This window comes from Streptacidiphilus melanogenes, from assembly GCF_000787835.1.
Classification (GTDB): domain Bacteria; phylum Actinomycetota; class Actinomycetes; order Streptomycetales; family Streptomycetaceae; genus Streptacidiphilus; species Streptacidiphilus melanogenes.
The window spans coordinates 167,148-191,525 of sequence record NZ_BBPP01000004.1 but is presented as its reverse complement, the minus strand read 5'-3'; the positions used below and the strand labels follow the sequence as shown (position 1 = coordinate 191,525).

At 71.8% G+C, this 24,378-nt stretch carries 19 protein-coding genes; 11 read left to right on the top strand and 8 right to left on the bottom strand.

Annotation, left to right across the window (positions count from 1 at the left end; all coding sequences use genetic code 11):
- Positions 1-537 precede the first annotated feature (537 nt).
- The 9 genes from TR49_RS06530 to TR49_RS06490 all read left to right on the top strand — a co-directional run bounded on the left by TR49_RS06530 (position 538) and on the right by TR49_RS06490 (position 10,644).
- Positions 538-1,605, top strand: coding sequence for an alpha/beta hydrolase (locus TR49_RS06530; protein ID WP_369405293.1), 1,068 nt, complete (start codon positions 538-540; stop codon positions 1,603-1,605).
- A gap of 95 nt (positions 1,606-1,700) precedes the next feature.
- Positions 1,701-3,257: an MFS transporter gene (locus TR49_RS06525; RefSeq protein ID WP_042378194.1), complete on the top strand. Its 1,557-nt coding sequence runs from the start codon at positions 1,701-1,703 to the stop codon at positions 3,255-3,257.
- 259 nt (positions 3,258-3,516) lie between these two features.
- A complete protein-coding gene (gene ctaD, locus TR49_RS06520) occupies positions 3,517-5,256 on the top strand; it encodes an aa3-type cytochrome oxidase subunit I (RefSeq protein ID WP_042378192.1) in 1,740 nt (579 codons plus the stop codon).
- 15 nt (positions 5,257-5,271) lie between these two features.
- Entirely contained in the window at positions 5,272-5,637 is a 366-nt protein-coding gene (locus TR49_RS06515; protein ID WP_042378191.1) for a hypothetical protein, read from the top strand.
- A 178-nt stretch (positions 5,638-5,815) separates the two neighbouring features.
- Positions 5,816-6,691 carry a PspA/IM30 family protein gene (locus TR49_RS06510; protein WP_063770033.1) on the top strand — a complete coding sequence of 292 codons (876 nt, stop codon included), beginning with the start codon at positions 5,816-5,818 and terminating at the stop codon, positions 6,689-6,691.
- Between the two features lie 196 nt (positions 6,692-6,887).
- The gene (locus TR49_RS39685; protein WP_052434057.1) at positions 6,888-7,583 is read left to right on the top strand and encodes a hypothetical protein; all 696 of its coding nucleotides are present in this window, start codon (positions 6,888-6,890) and stop codon (positions 7,581-7,583) included.
- Between the two features lie 36 nt (positions 7,584-7,619).
- Entirely contained in the window at positions 7,620-8,162 is a 543-nt protein-coding gene (locus TR49_RS06500; RefSeq protein WP_052434056.1) for a RipA family octameric membrane protein, read from the top strand.
- A complete protein-coding gene (locus TR49_RS06495) occupies positions 8,159-8,491 on the top strand; it encodes a DUF7701 domain-containing protein (protein WP_042378190.1) in 333 nt (110 codons plus the stop codon). The genes TR49_RS06500 and TR49_RS06495 overlap by 4 nt, the downstream gene beginning before the upstream one ends.
- A 290-nt stretch (positions 8,492-8,781) precedes the next feature.
- A complete protein-coding gene (locus TR49_RS06490) occupies positions 8,782-10,644 on the top strand; it encodes a glycoside hydrolase family 15 protein (RefSeq protein WP_042378189.1) in 1,863 nt (620 codons plus the stop codon).
- A 39-nt stretch (positions 10,645-10,683) separates the two neighbouring features.
- On the opposite strand, the gene TR49_RS06485 is transcribed toward TR49_RS06490, so the two are convergent.
- From TR49_RS06485 to TR49_RS46310, 4 genes are all read right to left on the bottom strand, one after another.
- Positions 10,684-11,505: an SAM-dependent methyltransferase gene (locus tag TR49_RS06485; protein ID WP_042378459.1), complete on the bottom strand. Its 822-nt coding sequence runs from the start codon at positions 11,503-11,505 to the stop codon at positions 10,684-10,686.
- A gap of 114 nt (positions 11,506-11,619) precedes the next feature.
- The gene (locus TR49_RS06480; RefSeq protein ID WP_236653243.1) at positions 11,620-12,501 is read right to left on the bottom strand and encodes an aminoglycoside phosphotransferase family protein; all 882 of its coding nucleotides are present in this window, start codon (positions 12,499-12,501) and stop codon (positions 11,620-11,622) included.
- 22 nt (positions 12,502-12,523) lie between these two features.
- Positions 12,524-12,685 (bottom strand): hypothetical protein, encoded by a 162-nt coding sequence (locus TR49_RS46980; protein ID WP_236653242.1) that lies wholly within the window; start codon positions 12,683-12,685, stop codon positions 12,524-12,526.
- 353 nt (positions 12,686-13,038) lie between these two features.
- On the bottom strand, positions 13,039-15,171 hold the full coding sequence (locus tag TR49_RS46310) for an alpha/beta hydrolase (protein ID WP_152627101.1): 2,133 nt from the start codon (positions 15,169-15,171) through the stop codon (positions 13,039-13,041).
- Positions 15,172-15,412: 241 nt separating this feature from the next.
- Here TR49_RS46310 and TR49_RS06465 point away from each other — a divergent pair, with 241 nt between their 5' ends.
- Entirely contained in the window at positions 15,413-17,701 is a 2,289-nt protein-coding gene (locus TR49_RS06465) for a beta-glucosidase (RefSeq protein ID WP_052434055.1), read from the top strand.
- Between the two features lie 46 nt (positions 17,702-17,747).
- On the opposite strand, the gene TR49_RS06460 is transcribed toward TR49_RS06465, so the two are convergent.
- The 4 genes from TR49_RS06460 to TR49_RS06445 form a co-directional block, all read right to left on the bottom strand.
- Positions 17,748-18,308, bottom strand: a complete 561-nt coding sequence (locus tag TR49_RS06460; RefSeq protein ID WP_042378185.1) for a TetR family transcriptional regulator — start codon at positions 18,306-18,308, stop codon at positions 17,748-17,750.
- Between the two features lie 147 nt (positions 18,309-18,455).
- Complete coding sequence (locus TR49_RS06455) at positions 18,456-19,259, bottom strand: alpha/beta fold hydrolase (protein WP_042378183.1); 804 nt, start codon at positions 19,257-19,259, stop codon at positions 18,456-18,458.
- Positions 19,256-19,909, bottom strand: coding sequence for a dihydrofolate reductase family protein (locus TR49_RS06450; RefSeq protein WP_042378181.1), 654 nt, complete (start codon positions 19,907-19,909; stop codon positions 19,256-19,258). Before TR49_RS06450 ends, TR49_RS06455 begins: the two co-directional genes overlap by 4 nt.
- Before the next feature lie 323 nt (positions 19,910-20,232).
- The gene (locus tag TR49_RS06445) at positions 20,233-21,279 is read right to left on the bottom strand and encodes a phosphotransferase family protein (protein ID WP_042378179.1); all 1,047 of its coding nucleotides are present in this window, start codon (positions 21,277-21,279) and stop codon (positions 20,233-20,235) included.
- Positions 21,280-21,539: 260 nt separating this feature from the next.
- Here TR49_RS06445 and TR49_RS46575 point away from each other — a divergent pair, with 260 nt between their 5' ends.
- The gene (locus TR49_RS46575; protein ID WP_084724617.1) at positions 21,540-24,296 is read left to right on the top strand and encodes a PKD domain-containing protein; all 2,757 of its coding nucleotides are present in this window, start codon (positions 21,540-21,542) and stop codon (positions 24,294-24,296) included.
- Positions 24,297-24,378: the final 82 nt, after the last annotated feature.

Genomic DNA, 24,378 nt, shown 5'->3' with positions numbered 1-24,378 from the left:
GCCCGTGACACCGGACCTCCGGGCGGCTTCGTTCACCCACCCGCCGTAGCCCCACCCGCGCCGGCCCCGCGCGCACGGGCCGGTCCGGGGTCGAACCGAGGTCGCCCCGGCCTTGATCGCCCGCCCGGACGGGTCGGGCACGTTCGGTGCCAGGCCGAGAGCCATCCCCGCCCCGGGACCCACGCGGGCAGGCCGGGTGGGTTCACAGCAAGCCCAGAGCGATCCATCGCCCTCGGCACCCGCGCCGACAACCCCGCGCGGACCCGGGTTGAGCGGACCGAGCCGGAAGGCGGCCCGGGCGGCCGCGGCCGCCGGCGCGCCGGGTGTTCAGGCGTACGGGACCTCCAGCGCGCGGCTCACGCGCGCGGCTCACGCGCGTCGGCGCGCAGACCCCGGGCCACCCGCCGACGGGCGGCGCGCGCATGAGTCGGGGATCGACCACATCTATGCTGATTTCGTCCGGTTTCAGCTGGATGATCCTTTCCATGCGGTGCACTGCGCAGCCCCGCGCTGCCGGACGGCGCGGGAGGTGCGTGGGTGTTGAGCCTGACCGGCACGGGTCTGGTGTGGCTGCTGGTGGCCTGCGTCGTGGTGTCCGTGGCGGCCGCCGTGGCGCTGTGGAACCGGGTGCGCGGGCACCGCCTGCTGCGGCTGCTCCAGCGCGTGCTGCTGATCCTGCTCTGCCAGGTGACGGCCATCGCGCTGGTCGCCGCGTGGATCAACAACAGCTACGGGCTCTACACCTCCTGGGCGGACCTCTTCGGCAACGAGAGCGGCGCGACGGTGGCGATGCCGGGACCGCCCGCGGGACGGGCGGTGTTCACCCAGTCGAGCGACGGCACCCTGCAGACCTACGTGCACGGCGAGGTGTCGCACCTGTCCGGGCAGGTGCTGGTGTGGACCCCACCGCAGTACGACCAGCCGGCCTACCAGCACACGGCCTTCCCGGTGATCATGCTGCTGCACGGCGTCCCCGGATCGCCCACCTCCTGGACCGAGGACGGGGGCATGCCCACCGCACTCGCGCGCATGATGGACGAGGGCACGGTCCGGCCCTCGATCGTGGTGATCCCGGTCATCGACCCGGCCGGAGTCGACACCACCTGCAGCGACGTCCCCGGCCACGCGAACGCCACCTGGCTGGCCGAGGACGTGCCCACGCTCGTCCGGGACCACTTCCGGGTGCTGCCCAACCCGCAGGGGTGGGGGTTGGCGGGCCTCTCCACGGGCGGCCTGTGCGCGGCGAAGCTGCCCATGCAGTACCCGCGGGTCTTCACCGCCGGGGCGGCCATGGACCCGGACCCGTTCACCGGCGACGCCTCCGCCCTGCCCGATCCCACCACGCGCCTGCACAACAGCCCGCTGTGGCTCGCGAACCAGAGGCCGGACGTCTCGCTGCTGCTGGCCACCAGCGCCGAGGACCCGATCAGCCCGGTCGGCAACCTGGTCTCGCTCCAGGACGCGATCCGGCCGCCGACCACCGTCGCCCCGCTGCTGATCCTCGCCCAGGGCGGCCACAACTGGGGCACCTGGCAGCGCATGTACCCGACGGTCTTCCCCTGGCTCAGCCTGCACCTCGCCGCCCCCGCCCCCGCGCGGCGCTGACCTCCGCACCTCCCGACGCGACGTCGTCCCCTTCCCAACGCGACACGAGCCGGGCGACGGGCAAGGCTGGAAGAAGCGCCCGGAAGGTGAAGCGCATGGACAAGAAGTGGTGGACGCTGATCGCGGTGTGCGTCGGCACCTTCATGCTGCTTCTCGACGTCACGATCGTCGTGGTCGCGCTGCCGGACATCCAGCGGTCGCTGCACGCGAGCTTCAGCGACGTGCAGTGGGTGGTCGACGCCTACGCGCTCGCCCTGGCCTCGTTCCTGCTGACCTCCGGCGTGCTGGCGGACCGCTACGGCCGCCGGCTGCTCTTCCTGATCGGGCTGGTGGTGTTCACCGCCGGATCACTGCTGTGCGGCCTGGCGCAGACGTCGCTCATGCTGATCCTGTCCCGCGCGGGACAGGGCGTCGGCGGAGCGATCATGTTCTCCACCTCGCTGGCCCTGCTGGGTCACAGCTTCCGTGGCCGCGACCGCGGCGTCGCCTTCGGGGTCTGGGGAGCGATCACGGGCGTGGCCGTCTCGCTGGGCCCGATCCTCGGCGGGGTGATCACCACCGGCATCAGCTGGCGGGGCATCTTCCTGGTCAACGTGCCGATCGGCATCGCCGCGCTGGCCGTCACCCGGTGGCGGGTGGACGAGTCCCGCGCGGCGCGTCCGGGCCGGCTCGACCTGCCGGGCTTCGGGCTGCTGACCCTGGGGCTGGTCGGCCTGATCTACGGGCTGATCCGAGCGGGGGAGGCCGGCTGGAGCGACACCGGGGCGATCGTGTCCCTGGCGGTGGGCGCGGTGCTGCTCGCGGGCTTCGTCCTTGCCGAGCGCACCGTCACCGACCCCATGTTCGACCTGGGCCTGTTCCGCAAACCGACCTTCGTCGGCGGGCTGGCCGCCGCCTTCGCGATGAACGGCTCGCTGTTCGCGATGCTGCTGTACCTGGTCCTGTATCTGCAGGACATCCTCGGCTACTCGGCGTTGGACACCGGCGTGCGCCTGCTGGTCTCGAGCGGGTCGCTGCTGGTGGCCGCCACCGTGGCGGGCCGGCTGAGCGAGCGGGTGTCGGCGCGGTGGCTGATCGGACCGGGTCTGCTGGCCGTCGGAGCGGGTCTGCTGCTGATGACCGGCCTCGACGCACAGAGCTCGTGGACGCACCTGGTCCCGGGCTTCATCGTGTCCGGTGTCGGCGCGGGCTTCGTCAACCCGCCGCTGGCCTCCACGGCCATCGGCGTCGTCGAGCCGGAACGGGCGGGCATGGCCTCCGGCATCAACTCCACCTTCCGTCAGATCGGCCTGGCCACCAGCATCGCGGCGCTCGGCTCGATCTTCACCACCTCGCTGCACAACCGGCTCACCCAGGGGCTGACCGGCACAGCGCTGGCACCCCACGCGGGGCAGATCCTGAACGCCGTCCGCCAGGGCCAGGTCAGCAACCAGGTCGGTACGGGAGCAGGCGCGCTGCCGCCCCCGCTGCGCTCCGAGCTCGAGACGCTGGTCCGGTCGAGCTTCACCGGCGCGCTGGACATCCTGCTGGTGGTGACCGGCGTGCTCGCGCTGGTCGGCGGTGCCGCCTCGATGCTGCTCATCCGCGACAGGGACTTCGTCGTCCGGCAGCCGGAGGGCGAGAGGCCCCCGGTCCGCCAGCCTCCGGCGTAGCCCGGGCGTGGCCCCCGCCGCGCCCCGGGGACGGCCTCGGCGCGACTCCGCGGAAGCCCGGAACGACAATCGGCCCGGGCAGAGCCGAACGGGTCTGCCCGTGTCACCGGTTCGGTTGATCTCCGGCGCCCAGGCGGGCAAGTCGGCCCACACGGGGTCCGACTCTCGCTAGCGTGCCAACACCCGGCAGACCGCCGCGGATACGGAACATCACCGACACCGGCAGGCGGGCCATCCCCCCGTGGGCGCGAGGAGACCCGTGCAAGCTCAACCCACCGCCGCTGTCGAAGAGGCGACCCGCGAGACCAAGCCCGTCAAGGCGGGCGAAACGATCATCAAATGGATGACGACGACCGACCACAAGACGATCGGCACGCTCTACATCGTCACGTCGTTCGCGTTCTTCCTGGTCGGCGGCGTCATGGCGCTGCTGATCCGCGCTCAGCTGATCCAGCCGAACAACGACGTGCTGTCGAACGAGCAGTTCAACCAGGCGTTCACGATGCACGGCACGATCATGCTGCTGATGTTCGCGACGCCGCTCTTCGCCGGCTTCACGAACTGGATCATGCCGCTCCAGATCGGCGCCCCCGACGTGGCGTTCCCACGTCTGAACATGTTCGCCTACTGGCTGTACCTGTTCGGCTCGCTGATCGCCGTCGGCGGCTTTCTCACCCCGGACGGCGCGGCCGACTTCGGCTGGTTCGCCTACACGCCGCTGTCCGACGCGATCCACAGCCCCGGCATCGGCGGCGACATGTGGATCATGGGCCTGGCCTTCTCCGGTTTCGGCACCATCCTCGGCTCGGTCAACTTCATCACCACCATCCTGTGCATGCGCTGCCCCGGGATGACGATGTTCCGGATGCCGATCTTCGTGTGGAACGTGCTGCTGACCGCCGTACTGGTGCTGCTCGCGTTCCCCGTGCTCGCCGCCGCGCTGCTGGCGCTGGAGGCGGACCGCAAGTTCGGGGCCCAGGTCTACAACCCGGCCAACGGCGGGGCCATCCTGTGGCAGCACCTGTTCTGGTTCTTCGGCCACCCCGAGGTGTACATCATCGCGCTGCCGTTCTTCGGCATCATCTCGGAGATCATTCCGGTCTTCTCGCGCAAGCCGATGTTCGGCTACTCCTCGCTGATCGCGGCCACCATCGCGATCGCCGGCCTGTCCGTGACGGTGTGGGCGCACCACATGTACGTCACCGGCGCCGTCCTGCTGCCGTTCTTCTCCTTCATGACGTTCCTGATCGCCGTTCCGACCGGCGTCAAGTTCTTCAACTGGATCGGCACCATGTGGCGGGGCTCGCTCAGCTTCGAGACGCCGATGCTGTGGACGCTCGGCTTCCTGGTCACCTTCGTCTTCGGTGGTCTGACGGGCGTTCTGCTCGCCTCCCCGCCGATCGACTTCCACGTCTCGGACTCGTACTTCGTCGTGGCCCACTTCCACTACGTGGTCTTCGGCACGGTCGTCTTCGCGATGTTCGCCGGGTTCTTCTTCTGGTGGCCGAAGTGGACCGGGAAGATGCTCGACGAACGCCTGGGCAAGATCCAGTTCTGGATGCTCTTCATCGGCTTCCAGACCACCTTCCTGGTGCAGCACTGGCTTGGCGCCGAAGGCATGCCGCGTCGTTACGCGACCTACCTGCCCAGCGACGGCTTCACCACGCTCAACGTGGTCTCCTCCTGCGGTTCCTTCCTGCTGGGCCTCTCGATCCTGCCGTTCCTCTACAACGTCTGGCGAACCGGCAAGTACGGCCTCGTCAACACCGAGGACGACCCGTGGGGCTACGGGCGCTCCCTGGAGTGGGCGACCTCAAGCCCGCCGCCTCGGCACAACTTCCTCACCCTGCCGCGCATCCGGTCCGAATCCCCGGCGTTCGAACTGCACCACCCCGCGATCGCGGCGCGCGACTACATGGAGAACGTCGGCGAGGTCCCGGCCCACCTCACCGCCGCCGCCGAACGCGAGGCGCGGCGCAGGTCGGACGGCGAGGGATAGCGGGAACTCCGACCCGTGGCCGCCGACGACGAAATCCAAGCCCCGGACCGTACCCCCGACAGCGCCGCAGGCCTGCGGATGCTGGAGGGCTACCTCTACTGGCAGGCGGAGACCGCCCGTGCCCAGCAGGACGCCGAGCTCTTCGCCGACCGGCTCCCCTGGCTCACGAGCGGCCAGCGGGAGGACGTCATCCGCCTCTACCGGGAGGAGCGCCTGGCGACCTCCCGGGCCTTCCTCGACCGCATCGCCCACCGGGTGCGCGAACTCCAGCAGGAGTACACGGCCCGGTACCGGCAGCTGAAGATCCGTGTCGTGGCCGCGTCCTTCGCGGCCGCGGCCGGGCTGGTCGCCGCCGACGCCCTGCTTCACCAGACCGGGTGAGCAGGGCGTATCGGCGCACGGAGGGGGCAGGAAGCAGGTAGGGCCCCTCCTGCGGGCCCTTCCCCCGCGGACGCTTCTCCCACGGGCGCTCCGCCGACCGCACGCGCTCGACCTGCCGCGGGCGCGACCCGGATCCCGCCGGGCCCCGAAGAGCCGTACTGGGAAGGATGTGAGCCGCATGGGCGTCGCCCGTCGCTTCACGGACGTCTTCAGGATGAAGGCGAACAAGGCCCTGGACCGCGCCGAGGATCCACGGGAGGTGCTGGACTACGCCTACCAGCGGCAGTTGGGCCTGCTCCAGCAGGTCAAGCGTGGGCTGGCGGACGTGGCCACCAGTCGCAAGCGCATCGAGCTGCAGCGCAAGCAGCTCGCGCAGTCGGCGGAGACGCTCCAGTCGCAGGCGCAGCAGGCGCTTGCGGGCGGCCGGGAGGATCTGGCGCGGGAGGCGCTGAGCCGCCGCGGCGCCGTCCTCGAGCAGGACCAGGAGCTGCAGACGCAGCTGGCGACCCTGCAGGAGCAGGAGGAGAAGCTCACCGTGGCGTCCCAGCAGTTGGAGGCCAAGGTCGAGGACTTCCGCACCCGCAAGGAGACGGTCAAGGCCACCTATACGGCCGCCGAGGCCCAGACGAAGATCAGCGAGGCCGCGACCGGCATCTCGGGCGAGATGGGCGACATCGGCACCGCGATCCAGCGGGCCCAGGACCGGACCGAGGAGCTGCAGGCGCGGGCCGGAGCGCTGGACGAGCTGATGGCCTCCGGTGCGCTGGAGGACGCCGGCTCCCCCGTCGCCCACGACGAGCTGCGCGAGCAGCTCGACGCGCTCACCGCGGGTGACGGCGTCGAGGCCGAACTCGCGGCCATGAAGGCCGAACTCGCCTCCGGCAAACCGGCCGATCCGCCTCCCTCCCTGGAGGCCGCCCGGGACGAACCCGAGGCCGCCGAGTCCCCCGTGGCCGTCCAGGACGGCCAGAACACCGAGGACACCAGGGACGCAGGAAAGTCCAGGGAGGCCGAAACCCCCAAGGAACACCCGGACCCGCCCGACCGGCCCTAGTCGAGGGCCGGTCGCGGACCGGTGCTTCCCGGCCACCCGAGATGGCCGAAGGGCATGTACATGACGGCTCGTTCGGCTACGGTGGGTCATGGCCACACCACCGGGCGACGCGGGGACGGACTTGGATTTGGCGCGAAGGTCCTTATGGCACACCGGCCGCAGGCTCGTCGTGCGCGGCGGGCAACGGTGCGCGGACGTGATCGACTCGTTCGACCCGCTCCCTGACAGCCGGTACGTGCTCTACCTGCGCCCGTTCACCAACGACGTGACCCTGGCGGAGGCGCTGGTGCGCCGCTTCGCCCGGTTCGGGCGCGTCGTGGCGGTCGGACGGCCGGGGGAACGACCGCCTCCGGTGGGCGAGGTGCGCGGGCGACTGCCCCGCGACGACTGGCAGGGCCCGGTCAGCGCCCTGATCGCCGGAGCCCACGTCGTGCTGATGGCCGCCGGACCCGGCCCCGGGACGGTGTGGGAGTTCACCGAGGCGGTGCGACTGCTGGACCCCACCCGGCTGGTGCTGTTGATCTACTGCGACGCGGAGACGTACGACCGCTTCCGGACTGCCGTCGCCGCGGAGTACCGGCGGCGCCTGGTCACCGAGCCGCAGCATCCGGACCGGCCGTGGCCGGCGCTGCCCCCGCTGCCGGACTACCCGGGGCTCACCCGGTCCGGACGGGCCGACCGGCCCCGCTGGGACCTCGTCCTCAAGGGCGTGATCGTGTTCGCCCCGGACTGGACGGCCACCTTCACCCGCTTCGTGCCGGCGACGCGCCGCCTGCCGGGCCCGCGCCCGCTGGAGCGGCTGGTCCACCACGCCCTGCAGCCGGTGCTGGCGCAGTTGGACGGCCTCGGCTCGGCGCCTCGTCTCCCGAGCCGCACCGAGCTCCACGAGTGACCGACGACCACGAGCGACCGACGACAGAGGCAGCCGATGGCGATTCCCCAGCAGGGCAGGGCGTTCAGCACGGAGCCGGCGGTGCACGGGCTCGACGAGTCGGTCATCGTCGTGGTCGAGCTGTACAAACTCGCGGTAGAGATGGCCGACCGCGTCTCGGCCCGGCGTTCGGTCGCCAACGCGTTCTTCCTCTCGATCCAGACGGCCTTCCTCGGCGCGGTGGGCGTCACCCTCGCGAGCGTGCGCAGCGAACCCGGGTGGCTCGCCCCCGTCATCACCCTGGCCGGGTTCGCGATCTCGGCGGCCTGGTGGCTCCAACTGCGCAGCTACCGCGACCTCAACGCGGCGAAGTTCCAGGTCATCAACAGGGTCGAGAAGGAGCTCCCGATCCGGATCTTCTCCGACGAGTGGGCCCTGCTGAAGCCGGCCCAGGCCACCGCGGGCGCCGCCGCGGAGGAGGCCGGCCCGCCGTACCTGAAGGGCCACCACTACACGGAGTTGGGCGCCAGCGAGCGGACCATCCCGTGGATCTTCGCAGCCTTGCACGCCCTGCTGCTGCTCGGAAGGATGCTGGGGTGACGTATCTCAGCGATGACGCGGCGCTCATCAGAGGCAACCTCCCTTCCGACGCTCGGCCGCCGTCCGACGCGGACGCGCTCTTCCTGCTCTACGCGGTCCTCATGCGCGCCAAGGGCGAGCAGGTGACCGCCTCCGACGTCCACGACGCCTGGGCGGCGTGGCAGCAGACCCTGAACCCGGAGCATCCCGCTCTGGTCCCGTTCCGCGAACTGTCCCGGGCCGTCCAGGACGAGGACGAGCCCTACGTGGCGGCCATCCACGCGGCGACCCGCGTCCTGGCGTCCCGCAAGGAGGCGCCCGCGACCCGGCTCTCCGGCCGCCGGGCGTGACCGGACGGACACCGTGGGTGGAAACCACTCGCAGGGGTGCACGCCGACCTCTTCCCCGGTTCTGACCTGCGGCTATATGGTGCTGGGACTGGTTTTGAGCGGCCAGTGAGCCCCGGTGCGACCCCCCGACGCACCGGGGCCGACCGCTGCTCGGACTCCGTGCCTCGATGCCTCCCCGCGGCTCATCCGTTCGGCCCAGCGCGGCACGCGCGCGGGTGGGGATCCGGCCAGGCTGGTTGCGGAAAGCCCACTCCGCCCGCCTCGACCGCCCCGCCGCCGGAGGTTCCGCCATGCGCCGCTATCCGCCGATCGCCGACCACGGACTCATCGGAGACCTCCAGACGGCCGCGATGGTCTCGTCCGAGGGCGTGATCGACTGGTTCTGCGCCCCGCGATTCGACTCGCCGAGCCTGTTCGCCTCCCTGCTCGACCACGACAAGGGCGGCCACTTCGCCATCACCGCGGACGTCGACGATCCGGCGGACGTCACCATCCGCCAGCTCTACCTCCCCGACACCGCCATCGTCATCACGCGGTTCCTCACCGTGGACGGGATCGGCGAGGTCGTCGACTTCATGCCCCTCGACGACCCCTCGACCGCGCACGACCGCCGCCGCATCTTCCGGGCCGTACGGGTCGTGCGCGGGAGCGTCCGCTTCCGGCTGGAGTGCCGGCCCCGCTTCGACTACGGACGCGCGTCGCACGACGCCGTCGCCGGACCTGACGGGGTCACCTTCCGCTCCGAGGCCGGGACCGCCCACCTGCAACCGTTCGGGCCGATCAGCCTGGACCTCGACGACCGCGACGTGGTCACCCGGTTCACCCTGCACCACGGCGAACTCGCCGCCGTCCTGCTGACCACCGGCGCACCGGGCGATCCGGTGCCGGAGCCGCTGGGCGAGGCGGCGGGCCGTGAGCTGTTCTACGACACCATCCGCTTCTGGCACGAGTGGATCAGCCGGTGCCGCTACAAGGGCCGCTGGCAGCAGGTGGTCAACCGCTCCGCGATCACCCTGAAGCTGCTCAGCTACGCGCCGACCGGCGCGTTCCTCGCGGCCGCGACCGCGGGACTGCCCGAACAGATCGGCGGCGAGCGCAACTGGGACTACCGCTTCACCTGGGTGCGCGACGCCTCGCTCTCGGTCGGCGCGCTGGTCCGGCTCGGCTACAGCGAGGAGGCCGACGCCTTCCGGAACTGGCTCGGCCTGCGAATGCAGGAGGGCCGGACCGCGACCGGCGAGCCGCTGCAGATCATGTACCGGATCGACGGGGACCCGCACCTGGTCGAGGAGACCCTGGACCACTTCGAGGGCTACCGCGGCTCCGCGCCCGTCCGCATCGGCAACGGCGCCGCGGACCAGCTCCAGCTCGACATCTACGGCGAGGCCGTCTACGGCCTGACCCAGACCATGCACGTCGCCGACGAAGCCGGGTACGACGGCTGGATGAAGGTCTCCGAGCTGCTGGACTGGCTCTGCGACAACTGGGACCGCGCCGACGAGGGCATCTGGGAGACACGCGGCGGGCGGCGCGACTTCACCTACAGCCGATTGATGTGCTGGGTCGCCTTCGACCGCGCCATCCGGGCCGCGCAGCACCTCGGCCGCCCGGCGAACCTGGCCCGCTGGACCGCCGCGCGCGACGACATCCTGCGGCAGGTGATGGACAAGGGCTGGAACGAGAAGCGGCAGGCCTTCGTCCAGTCCTACGGGGACGAGGTGCTGGACGCCTCGCTGCTGTGGATGCCGCTGTCGGGCTTCCTCGCCCCTCGCGACCGCCGCTGGCTCGCCACACTGAACGCGATGGGCGAGGAGCTGGTCTCCGACAGCCTCGTCTACCGCTACAACCCCGAGGCCTCCCCCGACGGGCTGCGCGGCAGCGAGGGCACGTTCTCGCTGTGCAGCTTCCTCTACGTCAACGCCCTCGCCAAGGCGGGCCGGATCGAGCTGGCGCGCTACGCCTTCGAGAAGATGCTCACCTACGCCAACCACGTCGGCCTCTTCGCCGAGGAGATCGGCCCCACCGGCGAACAGCTGGGCAACTTCCCGCAGGCCTTCACCCACCTCGCCCTCGTCGAGGCGGCCATGGCCCTCGACGAGGAGCTGGACCGCATGAAGGGCCGGGAGGAGTTCCCGGCCCGCATCCAGACCTGACCCTGACCGACCGTCGGGCTCTGACCGGGCGCCCGGGGCCTACGGCTTACGGGCGAGGCCCGCGTAGGCCATGACCTCGTCGTCCGGCGGGATCGGGCCGTCGTCGGGGTCCGGGTGCCAGTGGTTGATCAGCATGACGCCCGGGTCGTCCAGCTCCAGGCCGGCGAAGAACCGCTCCACCTGAGCGCGGGTGCGCAGGTGGTTCTCTATGCCCGCCTCGCGGTAGCGCCGCGAGGCGATCTCGGCGCGCGCGGGTGAGGAGTCGGCGGTGCCCGCGGTCAGGGCGAGGTAGCTCCCCGACGGCAGCGCGTCGACGAGCTCGGCGACCAGCGGGAGCGCGGCCTCGTCGGAGAGGAAGTGCACGAGGTTGATCAGCGTCAGCGCCACCGGGCGGTCCAGGTCCAGGGTCTGACGCAGGACCGGCTCGGCCAGGATCTTGCCGGGCTCGCGCAGGTCGCCGTCGATGTACGCGGTCCGGCCCTCCGGGGTGCCCGCCAGCAGGGCGCGGGCGTGGGCGAGCACGATCGGGTCGTTGTCGACGTACACGATCCGGCCGGCCGGGTCGACGGCCTGGGCGATCTCGTGCAGGTTGGGCGCGGTGGGGATGCCGGTGCCGATGTCGAGGAACTGGCGGATCCCGTGGACGGCGGCCAGCCTGCGGACCATCCGGTGCATCACGGCCCGGGCCGCCGTGGCGGAGGCGCGCGAGCCCGGCCACTCGGCGATGATCTTGTCGCCGGCGGCCCGGTCGGCGGCGAAGTTGGTCTTGCCGCCCAGCATGTAGTCGTAGACGCGCGCGGCGTGGGCGACGTCGATCCGCAGGTCGACCGCGCGCAGCGCGTCGTGCTCGGACGGGTTCATCCAGTCCCCGGACTCAGGACGCTCCACAGGCCAACCTCCGTGCTTCGACTGCCGAGGCAACTGAACCACATCTGACCGTGACTCGTCAGCGTCCTCTCGTCGGATGACGCCGCGTCACCCCAGTACGGCGCGGAACGTCCGCTCGCCGATCCCGGCCATCAGCGGGTTGTCCGCCGAGTGCGTGAGGAAGACCAGGCCCAGCGCCAGCGCCCACCCGCGCGCCCGTTCCCAGGTCGCGTCGTCGGCGCTGCCGTACGCCCGGCGAAGGTCGGCGCGCGCCGCGGGCGGCAGGAACATCCAGGCGACCGCGAGGTCGGTGGCGGGATCGCCGGAGGTCAGGTCGCCGAAGTCGATCACCGCGCTGAGACGCCCCTGGTCGACCAGCACGTTGGCCGGGTGCAGGTCCCCGTGCAGCCACGACGGCGGGCCGTCCCACGCCGGTGCGGCGAGCGCGCGCTCCCAGAGCTGTCGCGCGGCCTCGCGGTCGGCCACGTCGGGCACGTGCGCCAAGGCGGCGCGGACGCCCGCCGAGCGCCCCGCCAGCGGGATGCCGCGGAACGCGCTCACCGGGGCGTCCGCCGGGGCCGCGGTGTGCAGGGCGGCGAGAAAGCCGCCGAGTGCGGTCGCGGCCGCGCTCAGGTCGTCGGGAGGCGTCGCCGCGGCGGTCCGGCCGGGCAGGTACGGAACGACGCTCCACGCCCACGGGTACGCCTCGGCCGGCCGCCCGGCCCGCACGGGCGCGGGGACGGGCAGCGGCAGCTGCGCCGCGAGCCGCGGCAGCCACCGCTGCTCGTGCACGAGCAGCTCCGCCGCCACCGCCCGCCGGGGCAGGCGGACCAGGAACTCCTCACCCAGTCGGCACACCAGGTTGTCCCACCCGTTGGCCAGCACCTCCGGGCGCAGGCCCGCCAGATCGGGGTGCTGCTCCTCCAGCAGCCTGCGCACCAGCCCGACGGACACGTCGACGTCGGCGGCGGGCATCCGGTGAACGGTCATGCGAGGAGCCTATGTTCACGCCCTAACTCGACGCGGGGATACGCAGGGCGATCAAGAGGCAGACCACGCCGGTGAGGACGACGAGGGCGCAGAAGGCCAGGACCACCAGCATCTCCCCCGTGCCCTCGCCCTCGTCGGCGACGACGGCCCACTGCGGACGGTCGGGGAGGTAGCGCACGGGCACCGGTTCGCCGACCCTGCGCGCGTCCGATGCCGTCCTCGACCCGGAACTCGCGGCCGTCGGCGGCGTAGAACCAGACCACGGTCCGGACGATCGCCGCACGCCCCTGGTCACCGGGTTCCAGGTCGACGTCCAGCACGCGGCCGTCCACGGCCAGACCGCGCGTCAGCGCGCGGACCCGCCACAGCCACCGGCTCACCAGCCGCACCGCGACGACGGCCGCCAGCAGCGCCAACAGCACGCCGAGCGTCCCCAGCACGACGCCGTCGCCGTCGCCCACCCGCCATCCAGCCATGCCACCCCCCGTGACGGCCCCGACGATGCTGTGACGCCGGCTCGGTCGGCGCGGTTCCCGGCTACGGCATCGGCAGGGTGGCCTGGAGGGACGCTCCGGAGACCGTGCCGGTGAGGGTGACCGTCGGGGTCGCGGCGAAGGTGTTCCAGCTCGCGTCGACGGTGACGTCGGGGCCCTGGGCCGGATGGACGGTCAGCTCGGCGGTGACGGAGCCGTCGGAGCGGTCCCAGACGGCGGTGCCGTCCGTGCTCGCGTCCGGGACCCATCGGGTCGCGGAGAAGGTGAAGGTGACCTTCGTGTTCCCCGAGGCGGACCAACTGCCGCCGCGCAGGCCGGAGTCCTTGTCGCCGTCGAGGTAGCCGTAGCGGCCGACGGCGTCGTCGACCGTGGCGACGCCTGCCGCGGCCGCGCCCAGGGCGGCCGGATCGGCCTGGTCGCCGGGCTGCGGGGCGGCGGGGACCACGTCGGCGAGCTGCTGGGGGTAGGCGGCCAGGGTCGGGATCGGCGGGGTGTTCGCCGTGCAGCTCGTGTCGAGGGTGGCCAGGGTGCCCGGATCGGCGGTGAACTGCCGGTAGAGGTTCTGGCCGCACGCCTCGGGGCCGGGCCAGGCCGGATCGGCCATCGCCGTGATGTGGGTCAGGTTGGGGACGCCGACGAACCGGGCCGAGGGGCCGGTCTGCTCAGCGACACGCTGCCCGCCGGCGGCCGGGGTGAGCGAGTCGAGGTCGCCGCCGAGGACCAGGACCGGCAGGTCGGCCGGGACCAGCGGCGGCGTCGCCGTGATCGGCGGGTCGTGGTGCACGGGGGCGGGCCAGCCCAGGCAGCCGGTGAAGGTGTCGGTGTAGGCGTTGACCCCGGCCCATTCGGCCGCCGTGAACGGCGCGAAGGCGTCCGCCGGTTCGCTCGCCTCGGCCTGCCGCAACTGCTGGGCGCGCTGCGCGGGCGGGGCGTTCATGTCGAACAGCTGCGGGTAGTCGGTGCAGGCGACGGCGAAGTAGAGGCCGTCGGAGTAGGAGGGCGGCGCGGGCATGGTGTTGTCGTAGCCGACGGACTGTGCCGCCAGGCGCAGCAGCGGAGCGGTGTCGCCGTGGTCGAGCACGGCGTCCGCGGCCGCGCCGAGGCCCTTGTAGACCGCCCGGTCGAAGCCCGCGTTGGCGACCAGGTCGACGAGCGTGGCGGCGGTGACCGTCTCGGTGACGGTGTGTCCGCTCAGGTCGGTGGTGATCCCGGAGACGGGGGTCGTCCGCAGCCGGGTCGCCAGCCGGGTGATCGCCGTCCACGGGTCCTGCGGCGCTTTCGCGGCACAGGCGGGCGAGCGGAGGCAGGCGAGGCCGAACGCCGTCCGGGCGGTGGCCATGGTGCTCGGGTACCAGGGATCGAGGCCCAGCACCTCGTAGGAGGCGTCCAGGGTGACCGAGCGCAGGGTCTGCGGGTACCGCGAGGCGTAGGTCTGCGCGAACCAGGTGCCGTAGGAGTCGCCGTAGAGGTCGACCTTGGGCAGCTGCAGGCGTTGCAGCACGTCGGCGAGGTCGCGCGCGGCGTTGGCGGTGCCGAACAGGTCGGAGGCGTGGGCCCAGCTGCCGTCGGAGCGCTTCCAGGTGTGGTTCAGCTGGTCGCCGCAGGCGGCGACGGTCTGGCGGAAGGCGTCGGTGTCCGTGGAGCCGTGGAAGTTCTGCAGGCCGCTGCAGGTGATCGGCTGGGACCGGCCGGTGCCGCGCAGGTCGAAGACGAGCAGGTTGCGGCGGGCCCGCAGGGGGCCGAGCAGGCCGAGGTAGCCGGAGCGCGAGGAGGTGGAGCCCCAGCCGGGGCCGCCGTCGACGGCGACGACGGTGCCCTGGGCGGTTCCGGTGGCCGGATACCACTCGAAGCCGACGCCGATGGTCGGGCCGGTCGGGTCGCCTCGGTCCAACGGCTCGGCGACCTTGCCGCACCAGCCGGCGGGGTTCTTCTCGCAGGCGGACAGGCGCACCGAACCCAACTGGAGCGACTGGGACTGCGACGGTGACTGCGCCTGCGGTGCACTCGCCGCGACCGGGGACGCGGCGGGGACGGAGGGGACGGCCCGGGCCGCCAGCGGAGCCGCGGGCACCACCAGGTCGGCCGCCGGAGCCGCAGGCACCACCAGGGCCGCCGTCAGCGCGGCGAGAGCCCCGCGCACGCCGCCCAACCCGACTCGCCGCACGCTTCGCCGCATGGCCGCCCTCCCTGGACCCTGACATGTCCGGAGCTACTTCTGAGCCTCCCCAGCCGAGGCCCCCGGAGAACCCGACGGCCATCGTTCAACATATAAACGGACACCGGAATGCGCAGCTCACACGCAACGCTTGAGAGCGCTCTCTGTTCAAGAGATTGACGCACCATCGCACCGGCTGTTCAATCAGCTTCCAGTTCGTGTCGTGACGCCCACCCGTCCCTCCCACGGATTGGAAGAGCCCGTGCGCCCAGCACGTCGTCACCTCGCAACCTTCACCGGCCTCGCCCTGCTCGGCGGGGTCCTCACCGGCGTCGGCGCGGCGCCCGCACCGGCCGCCGCCCGGACGCCCCTCTACCTCGACGCCAAAGCCGCGATCCCCGACCGCGTCGCCGACCTGCTGCACCGGATGACGCTGCGGGAGAAGATCGGCCAGATGGACCAGGAGGCCCTGGTCACCGTCCAGGGCACCTGCAACTGGAGCGGCGGCGCGCTCAACGACGCCTGCCTGCACAGCGTCCTGGTCGACAACGCAGCCGGCTCGATCCTCTCCGGCGGCGGCATGCCACCCGCGGTCAACACGCCCCAGGACTGGGCCGAGATGACCAACACCATCCAGCGCTACGCGATCACCAATTCGCGCCTGCACATCCCGATCCTCTACGGCATCGACGCCGTCCACGGCCACAACAACGTGCTCGGCGCGACCATGTTCCCGCAGCAGATCGGCATGGGCGCCACCTGGGACCCGTCGCTGGAGCAGAGCGTCGAGCAGTCGACGCAGCGCGCCGTGGCGGCCACCGGCATCAACTGGGCCTTCGGTCCGGTCGCCGAGATCGCCCGGGACCAGCGCTGGGGCCGCTACTACGAGACCTTTTCCGAGGACCCGCTGCTCACCGGCACCATGGCCGCCTCGGCGGTGAAGGGCCTTCAGGACGCCTCCAGCGGCACCCGGATCGCCGCGACCGTCAAGCACTTCGCCGGCTACTCGCAGCCGCTCAACGGCCACGACCGGGTGCCCGCCGACTACTCGCCGCGCTACCTGCAGGACACCATCCTGCCCGCCTACAAGCAGGCGATCGGCGCGGGCGCGCTCAGCGTCATGGCCGACTCCGGAGCGGTCAACGGCGTACCGGTCACCGCCTCGCACTACCTGCTCACCACCGTGCTGCGCGGCCAGTACCACTTCGACGGCGTGGTGGTCAGCGACTGGAGCGACGTGCGTAACCTGCAGACGGCGTATCACATCGCCGCCGACTACCCCGAGGCGATCGCCAAGGCCGTCAACGCCGGCGTCGACATGGCGATGGAGCCCACCAGCGCCACCGACTTCACCGACTCCGCACTCGCGGCCGTCCAGCGCGGCCTGATCTCGCAGCACCGCATCGACCAAGCCGTCTCCCGGATCCTGACGATGAAGTTCCGCCTCGGCCTGTTCGAGCACCCGTACGTCGACGCCTCGAAGGCGGACGCGATCGTCGACGGCGCGGACCTGCCGCTCGCGCGACAGGCCGCCACGGAGTCCTCGGTGCTGCTGCGCAACCAGGGCGGCGTGCTGCCGTTCGGCTCGGACGTGCACAAGATCGTGGTGACCGGCCCGAGCGCGGACGACATCGACAACCAGATGGGCGGCTGGACGATCGGCTGGCAGGGCGTGCCCAGCGGCACGAACGTCGGCGGGACGACGGTGCTCGCCGGGCTGCGCGAGGAGGCTCCCGCCGGGACCTCCGTCGACTACCAGGCGGACGCCACCGCGGCGGTCGGCGACCTGAAGAACGCTGACGCGGCCGTGGTCGTCGTCGGCGACACCCCGGGCGCGGAGGGCCCGAACGACCACCCGGACCCGGAGCTGGCGCCCGACCAGCAGGCGGAGGTGGCGGCCCTGCAGGCGACCGGCAAGCCCGTGGTGGTCGTCGTCATCGCCGACCGGCCGCTGGTGCTGGGCAGCGCCGCGAACACCGCCGGACTGCTGATGGCCTGGCTGCCGGGCACGGAGGGCGGCCACGCCGTCGCCGACCTGCTCTACGGCAAGGCGAACCCGAGCGGTCGTCTGCCGGTCTCCTGGCCCAAGGCGATCGGCAACGAGCCCGAGTTCTACACCCAGCTGCCCGGCACGAACAGCGGCACGGACTCCGGCTACAGCCCCCTGTTCGCCTTCGGGGCGGGCCTGTCCTACACCAGCTACCAGATCGGCACGCCCACGCCGGACCGCACGAGCGTCGGCGCCCACGGGTCGCTGACGGTCGGTGTGCCGGTGGCGAACACCGGCTCGAAGGCCGGTGACGTGGTGGTGCCGCTGTACGTCTCCCAGCCCGTCAGCCAGGTGCTGACGCCGGCCAAGTGGCTGGTCGGCTTCACCCGTGTGCACCTGGACGCGGGCGCGCACACCACGGTGCAGATCACCGTCCCGCTGTCACTGCTGGCCCACACCGAGGGCGACGTGGACGGCGAGGGCGGCCAGGTCGTCGAACCGGGCGGCTACACACTCCTGGCCGGCGACGCCACGACCGGGACGTCGTTCACGGTCGGCTGAGGCTCCTGCGGAGCGCTGGGCCCGGCGGGTCTGCCGGGCCCGGTCCTCACCGCATGACGGCCCTGAGCTCCTCCACGCCCTCGCGCATCAGCTCGCCGATCCTGCGCGTCTCGCCCGGGGCCACCCAGCGCTGGAACGAGACGTGGAAGACGCCGATCCCCGCCTGGGCGGTCAGGCTCGCGGCGGGCTCGCCGACGCCCCGCTCGCGCAGGGTCGCGGCGATGGCCTCGGTCAGCCGCGCGAGCTTGATCAGCTCGCGTTCCTGAAGCTCCGGGTTGGCCACAATCACGGAGTGGCGTCGCCGGGCGAACTCGCGCCGCTCGTCGAACATCTCCCCCACCGCGACCAGTGCGGCTGCGGTCGCCTCCAGCGGCGAGGCGTCATCCGGCGCGGCGGCTGCGGCGTCCACCATGAGCTGCTGCAGCATCGCGGACCCGTCGAACAGCACCTCGCGCTTGTCCGCGTAGTGGCGGAAAAAGGTCCGCTCGGTCAGGCCCGCGCGTTCCGCGATCTCCGCGACGGTGGTCTGGTCGAAGCCGCGCTCGACGTACAGATCCAGTGCTGCCTGCGCCAGTCTGCCGCGCCCGTTCGGCTCCCATCTACCCATGCACCCGATCATAGGCGAGGTCAGCGGCTGACATCGAGTGCCGGGGGCAGCCCCGGCCCGTCGGCCCCCGCGCCTCGGATCGCCCCGTCGTCGCCCGCGATCACGGGCAGCTCGCATGCCACCAGGCACCGACAGCCGGGTGGCGCGTCAGCGGGCGGTGGGGTCGAAGAAGGACTGGAGCAGCGGAGTCAGCGCGTGCGGACGCTGGAGGATCGAGTGGTCCTCGCCCGGGAGCACTTGGAGCTCCGCGTCCGGGACGGTGTTCGCGACCGCGCGGGCGGCGGCGGAGAGCCAGGGGGAGGTGCCGTCGCCGTAGAGGGCGAGGGTCGGGACGCGGATGCCCGCGAGGCGCTGCAGCGGGAGCAGCTGCCAGGGTTCGCTCACGAGCACGTCCCAGGGCAGGCTCGGCGCCTTGTCGACCAGGAACGGCCAGCCGTCGCCCGCCTTCATCCCCGCGACGACCTCGCCGGGGACGCCGATCACCTCGCCGAGGAACAGCTCGGCCGCGCCGTCGGCGTCGCCCGCGGCGACGAGGGCCGTGAGGCGGTCGTAGACGTCAGCGGGCGGTCTGGGCAGGCTCGGGTCGGCAGCGAAGGAGGGCTCGTAGACCGCGAGCCGCTCGACGGGCAGACCGTGGGCGGCGGCCGCCAGGGCGAGCGAGGCACCCGAGGAGTGGCCGAAGACGGAGGCCCGGCCGCCCGAGTGGGCGATGACGGCCGCGAGGTCGTCCAGCTCGTCGGCGACCCGGTAGCCGGTGGCACGGTTGTCGCTCGCGCCGCGGCCGCGGCGGTCGTAGCTGACCACCGTGACGTGCGGCTCGAGCTCCGCAGCGAGCGCGGCCACGGTGGTGCGGTCGTTGAACGCCCCGCCGACGAGGACCACCGGCAGGCCGTGGCCCGCCACGTCGACGGCGAGTGTGGTGCCGTCGCGAGAGGTGATGTGCGCGGTCATGACTGCCGAGGCCGGGTGAAGGTGAGATGCGTGACGCCGCTGGGCGTCGTCACGGACTCGACGTCGAAGCGCCGCTCCAGGTCCTCCAGCCCGTCCCAGATCCGGACGCCGCGCCCGAGCACGATCGGCACCAGGACGATGTGGAGGTGGTCCACCAAGTCCTCCGCGAGGAAGGCGCGGACCGTCGACGGACCGCCGCCGATGCGCACGTCCAGGCCGCCCGACGCCTCGCGCGCCTGGCGCAGGACCTCCTTGGGCGCTGCGTCGACGAAGTGGAACGTCGTGCCGCCGGCCATCGTGACGGACGGCCGCGGATGGTGCGTCAGCACGAAGGCGGGCGTGTGGAAGGGCGGGTTCTCCCCCCACCAGCCGTTCCACTCGTGGTCGGCCCACGGCCCGTGCTGCGGACCGAACTTGCCCCGGCCCATGATCTCCGCGCCGACGCCTTCGTTCCAGCGCGAGGCGATGGCGTCGTCGACGCCCGCGCTCCCGCCGGGCTGGCCCTGCATGGCGCGGAACGTCCGCGTCCCGAAGAACCACTGGTGCAGCCGCGTCCCGGCGTGCCCGAAGGGCGCGTCGAAGCTCAGCCCCTCACCGGTGGCGAAGCCATCGAGGGAGACGGAGAAGTTGTGAACCCTGACCCGGGACATGACGCGGCCTTCCTGTCCGATTGCCGTCCAGTCGAGACTAGCCCCGGGGTCCGACAATTCTCCGTCACGGCTCGCTGCGCCACGCCTCACAGCGGGGCTGATGGTTCTGTTCGTCGTGTTGCGGTTCGCCACAACGGCAAGGGGCGCTTCCTCAGCCAGCAGCCCTGCGCCGGACGGCGGCGGCCGTGGCGCGAGCCAGAACCACCTCAGGGGCCACACGTTCCGCTGCGTGGGTTGCTGCGACGAGATCGCTGCTGCGGCCGTTCCACCGGACGAGGTCGGGCAGAGCCTGTCGGCTGTCTGCTGTGATCCTGGCATCGCGGTCAACGGGGGTCGGGCCGCTGGGCGGGGAAGGCGCCGAGGCAGGGCCAGCGCGCGCGCATCGCCGCGTGCAGCGAGGCGGACAGCGCGCCGAGCGCGCGCAGCGGGCCGGAATCGCGGGCGAGGCGGCTGACGACGTCGAGGCGGTGGGCGAGCCGGCGGCGGGCGGTGCCCGTGCCCCAGGTCCAGTCGTGCGTGGGGAGTTCGGCGAGGTGGTCGGCCGTGCCGCGGCGAGCGCGCTCGACGAGTGCGTCGCCGCGCACGAGCCAGCCGGCGCAGGCGTCTACGAGTTCGCCTTCGGCGTCGGAGCCCGTGGCCTGCCGCCAGGCGAGGCGGTACGCGGACTCGGCGGCGTCGAGCAGGGCCGGGGGAGGCACGGTGACGCACCAGCAAGTGGGGAACCCGATGCGGAGATAGGCGAGTTCGACGATGCCGTTGCCGAGGGCGGCCTGCTCGAAGTCGATGAAGCGCACACCGTCTCCGGCGGAGTGGAGGTCGTTGCCGGGGCACGGGTCGCCGTGCAGCAGGGCGGGACGGCGCGGTGGGCGGCCCAACCGATGGAGAAGCGCCCGCAGTTCGTCCCGCACTCCGGCGGGTTCCGGGACACCGAGCGTCGCCGCCAGGCGGAGGAACGAGTCGAGGTCCGCCTCCGTCGGACCCGACCATGGCGGCAGCGGGCCCGCGAGGCCGGGGTCGAGCGGGGTGGCGTGGAGGCGGGCCAGGGCCGAGGCGTAGTCGACGAGCCAGCCCTCCCCCGGCCGCTGCGGCAGCACGTGCTCCAGCACCAGCACGCGCTCGTCCGGGTCCGTGCCGAGCAGCCGTGGTACCACCGGAGGTGCGACCTGAGAGGCGAGCGTGAGCGCCGCGACCTCGCGGGCGTAGCGCTCGTCCGCCTCGGGGGCGTCCACCAGTTGCTTGACCACGACCGTCGTGCCGGACAACTCCGCCTGCCACACCCGCGAGCGCGGGCTGCTGGCGAGTCTTCGGGCCCGGCCGGGAGTGCCGAGCTCCGCACGGAGTCTGTGTGAGAACGGCGGCCGCGATCGCATCCACCGATCGTCGCACGCGGGCGGTCAAGGTACGACCGATCACGTGACCCGACGTCAGACCGGGCCCGGACGCTCGTGCTCCGGGTCGAGACGGGGGCAACGCCGGGCGAACGGCGGACGGCGGACCGCGGAAGTCCAGAGTCGATCAATCCCAGTCACTTGTCGTGACCTTGACTGGTCGTCACAATCCCGTATGGCTCCATGCATCGCGCGTAGATTCGCGCGCCACCAGTGCGCGCCCCTCGACCAAGGGATTGCCGATGAAGAGATCCAGAAGGTTATGGCTGACCGGCGTCGCCAGCCTCGCCGTGCTGTTCGGCGGGCTGGAGACCGCGGCTCACGGCGTCGGGCTCGCTGACGCCGCCCACCCCAGGACGGGGGTCGGTTCCTGCACCCTGAGGGGCTGGAATCCGGGGACGAGCCCGGCGAACGCCAAGAACCTGCCGGTCGGCCAGCGTCCGATGACCTACAAGCCGGACGACGTCGACTGCTCCGGCGCGGTGTTCGCCGCGCCCGGAGTGGAGTTCGCGAAGTTCCCCCAGCCGAAGAACTACAAGATCACCGACAAGAGCGTCGTACAGAAGGTCGGCGGCCACCAGGCGGTCGTGGGGAAGCCCACCGCGGCGGTGAACCCGCTGGCGCCGTACTTCCCGCCGTTCCAGCACTTCGTGATCATCTACCGGGAGAACCACACCTTCGACGACTACCTCGGAGACTGTGCGACCACCATCGCAGCGGGCTGCAACGGCCAGGTGGAGAGCACCAACCACATCAGCTCCGTGCCCGACCTGCACCAGTTGGCCAAGACCTACTCGCTGTCCGACTCGTACAGCACGGGCGTCCAGCCGCCCTCCGGCCCCAACCACTGGTTCCTGTTCTCGGGGCAGTCCTCGTCCAGCAGCCAGCAGCAGTCCTACCCGTCGAGCGGCACCGAGTTCGACCGCTTCCTGCAGAGCGACGACGGGCCCACGGACGAGGGCACCAACGCCTGCACGCCCCCGTCCGGCAGCAGCAGCGGCACCAGCCCGTACACGTTCATCATGAACGGCGACATCTACTGGATGCTCAACAGCGGCAGCGGCTACTGGAAGAACCCGGCCGACGGCAAGGTCGAGGTCCTGCCGCCGAACCGTCCGGGCACGTCCATCCCGGAGGAGCTGCACACCAACGAGTACACCTGCCAGAACCAGAGCATCCCGGACAGCACGGTCTCCACCGACTACCTGAACTTCGTCAACCAGTACGGGATGCCGGCCTACAACTACGTCGAGCTGTTCAACGACCACCCGGGGACCTACCAGGACATCCCCGGCAACGACACGGCGACGAACAACATCGTCACCTCCATCATGAGCAACCCGACGTACAAGAACAACACGCTGATCATCGTCACCGAGGACGACACCCAGAACGGCAACAACGGCTCGGACCACGTCAGCAACACCTACCGCGTGCCGCTGCTCGTCATCGGGAACCCGACCTACGTCAAACAGCACTACGTCTCGCACGTCGCGTACACCACCGCCAACGTGCTCGCGGCGATGGAGCGCACGATGGAGAACGTGCACTCGGGCGTCATCAACCCGAGCGACAGCATCGGCTCGTCCACCTTCCCGATGACGACCGCGGACCAGGCCGCGCTCGGCGACCCGCTCGAGGACTTCTGGGTCCAGGGGTCCACCCCGCTGTCCGCGAGCGCCACGGGATCCCCGACCACCGGCAACGCGCCGCTCACGGAGAACTTCACCGGCTCGGCGACCGGCGGCACGGCCCCGTACACGTACAGCTGGAACTTCGGTGACGGGGCCACCAGCACGGCCCAGAACCCGAGCCACACCTACAGCGCGGCGGGCACCTACACCGCGACGCTGACCGTCACCGACAGCGCCTCCCCCGCGAACACCGCGACGTCGCAGGTGACCACCACGGTCAACGCCGTCGGCAACCCGCTGGCGGCCACCGCCTCGGCCACCCCGACCTCCGGCCAGGTGCCGCTGAACGTCGCCTTCACCGGCACCGGCACCGGTGGCACCCCGGCGTACCACTACAGCTGGAACTTCGGCGACGGGTCCACCAGCACGGCCCAGAACCCGAGCCACACCTACAGCACCGCGGGCACCTACACCGCGACGCTGACCGTCACCGACAGCGCCTCACCGGCCAACTCCGCCTCCTCGACGGTGACCGTCACGGCCGACCCGATCGCCGCGACGACACCGGGCGCGCCCACCGGCCTGACGGGGACGGCCGGAACCGGACAGGTCTCGCTCAGCTGGACGCCCCCGGCCAGCAGCGGCGGCGAGAACATCACCTCGTACAAGGTCTACCGAGGCACGTCCAGCGGCGGTGAGACGCTGCTGACCAGCGGCGGCTGCAGCGGTCTGGGCGCGGTGACCTCCTGCGTCGACACCGGCCTGACCGCTGGTCAGGCCTACTACTACACCGTCACCGCGGTGAACGGCGTGGGCGAGGGTCCGGCGAGCAACGAGGCGACGGCGACGCCCACCGGCAGCAGCGGCTGCCAGGCAGCGCAGCTGCTCGGCAACCCGGGCTTCGAGAACGGCGCCTCCAACACCGCTCCGTGGACGGTGACCTCGACGCACAGCCCGGTCGAGGTGATCAACAGCAGCAGCACCGAACCGCCGCACGGCGGCACCTACGACGCCTGGCTCGACGGCTGGGGCAAGACCACCACCGACACCGTCGCCCAGAGCGTCACCCTGCCCAGCGGCTGCAGCAGTTACAGCTTCAGCTTCTGGCTGCACGTCAACACGGCCGAGACCACGACGTCCACGGCCTACGACACCCTCAAGGTCCAGGTGCTCAGCAGCTCCGGCAGCGTCCTCGGCACCCTGGCCACCTACTCCAACCTCAACCACAACACCGGGTACGCGCAGCACACCTTCAACCTCGCCGCGTACGCGGGCCAGCAGGTGACGCTGAAGTTCACCGGCGCCGAGGACTCCGAGTACCAGACCTCGTTCGTGGTCGACGACACGGCGCTCAACGTGCACTGAACCGCGACAGTCCGTAGCGGCCCCCGTCCCCCGTCCCGCGGCGGACGGGGGCCGCCAGCCGAACGCCAGTGAGGAAGGGACG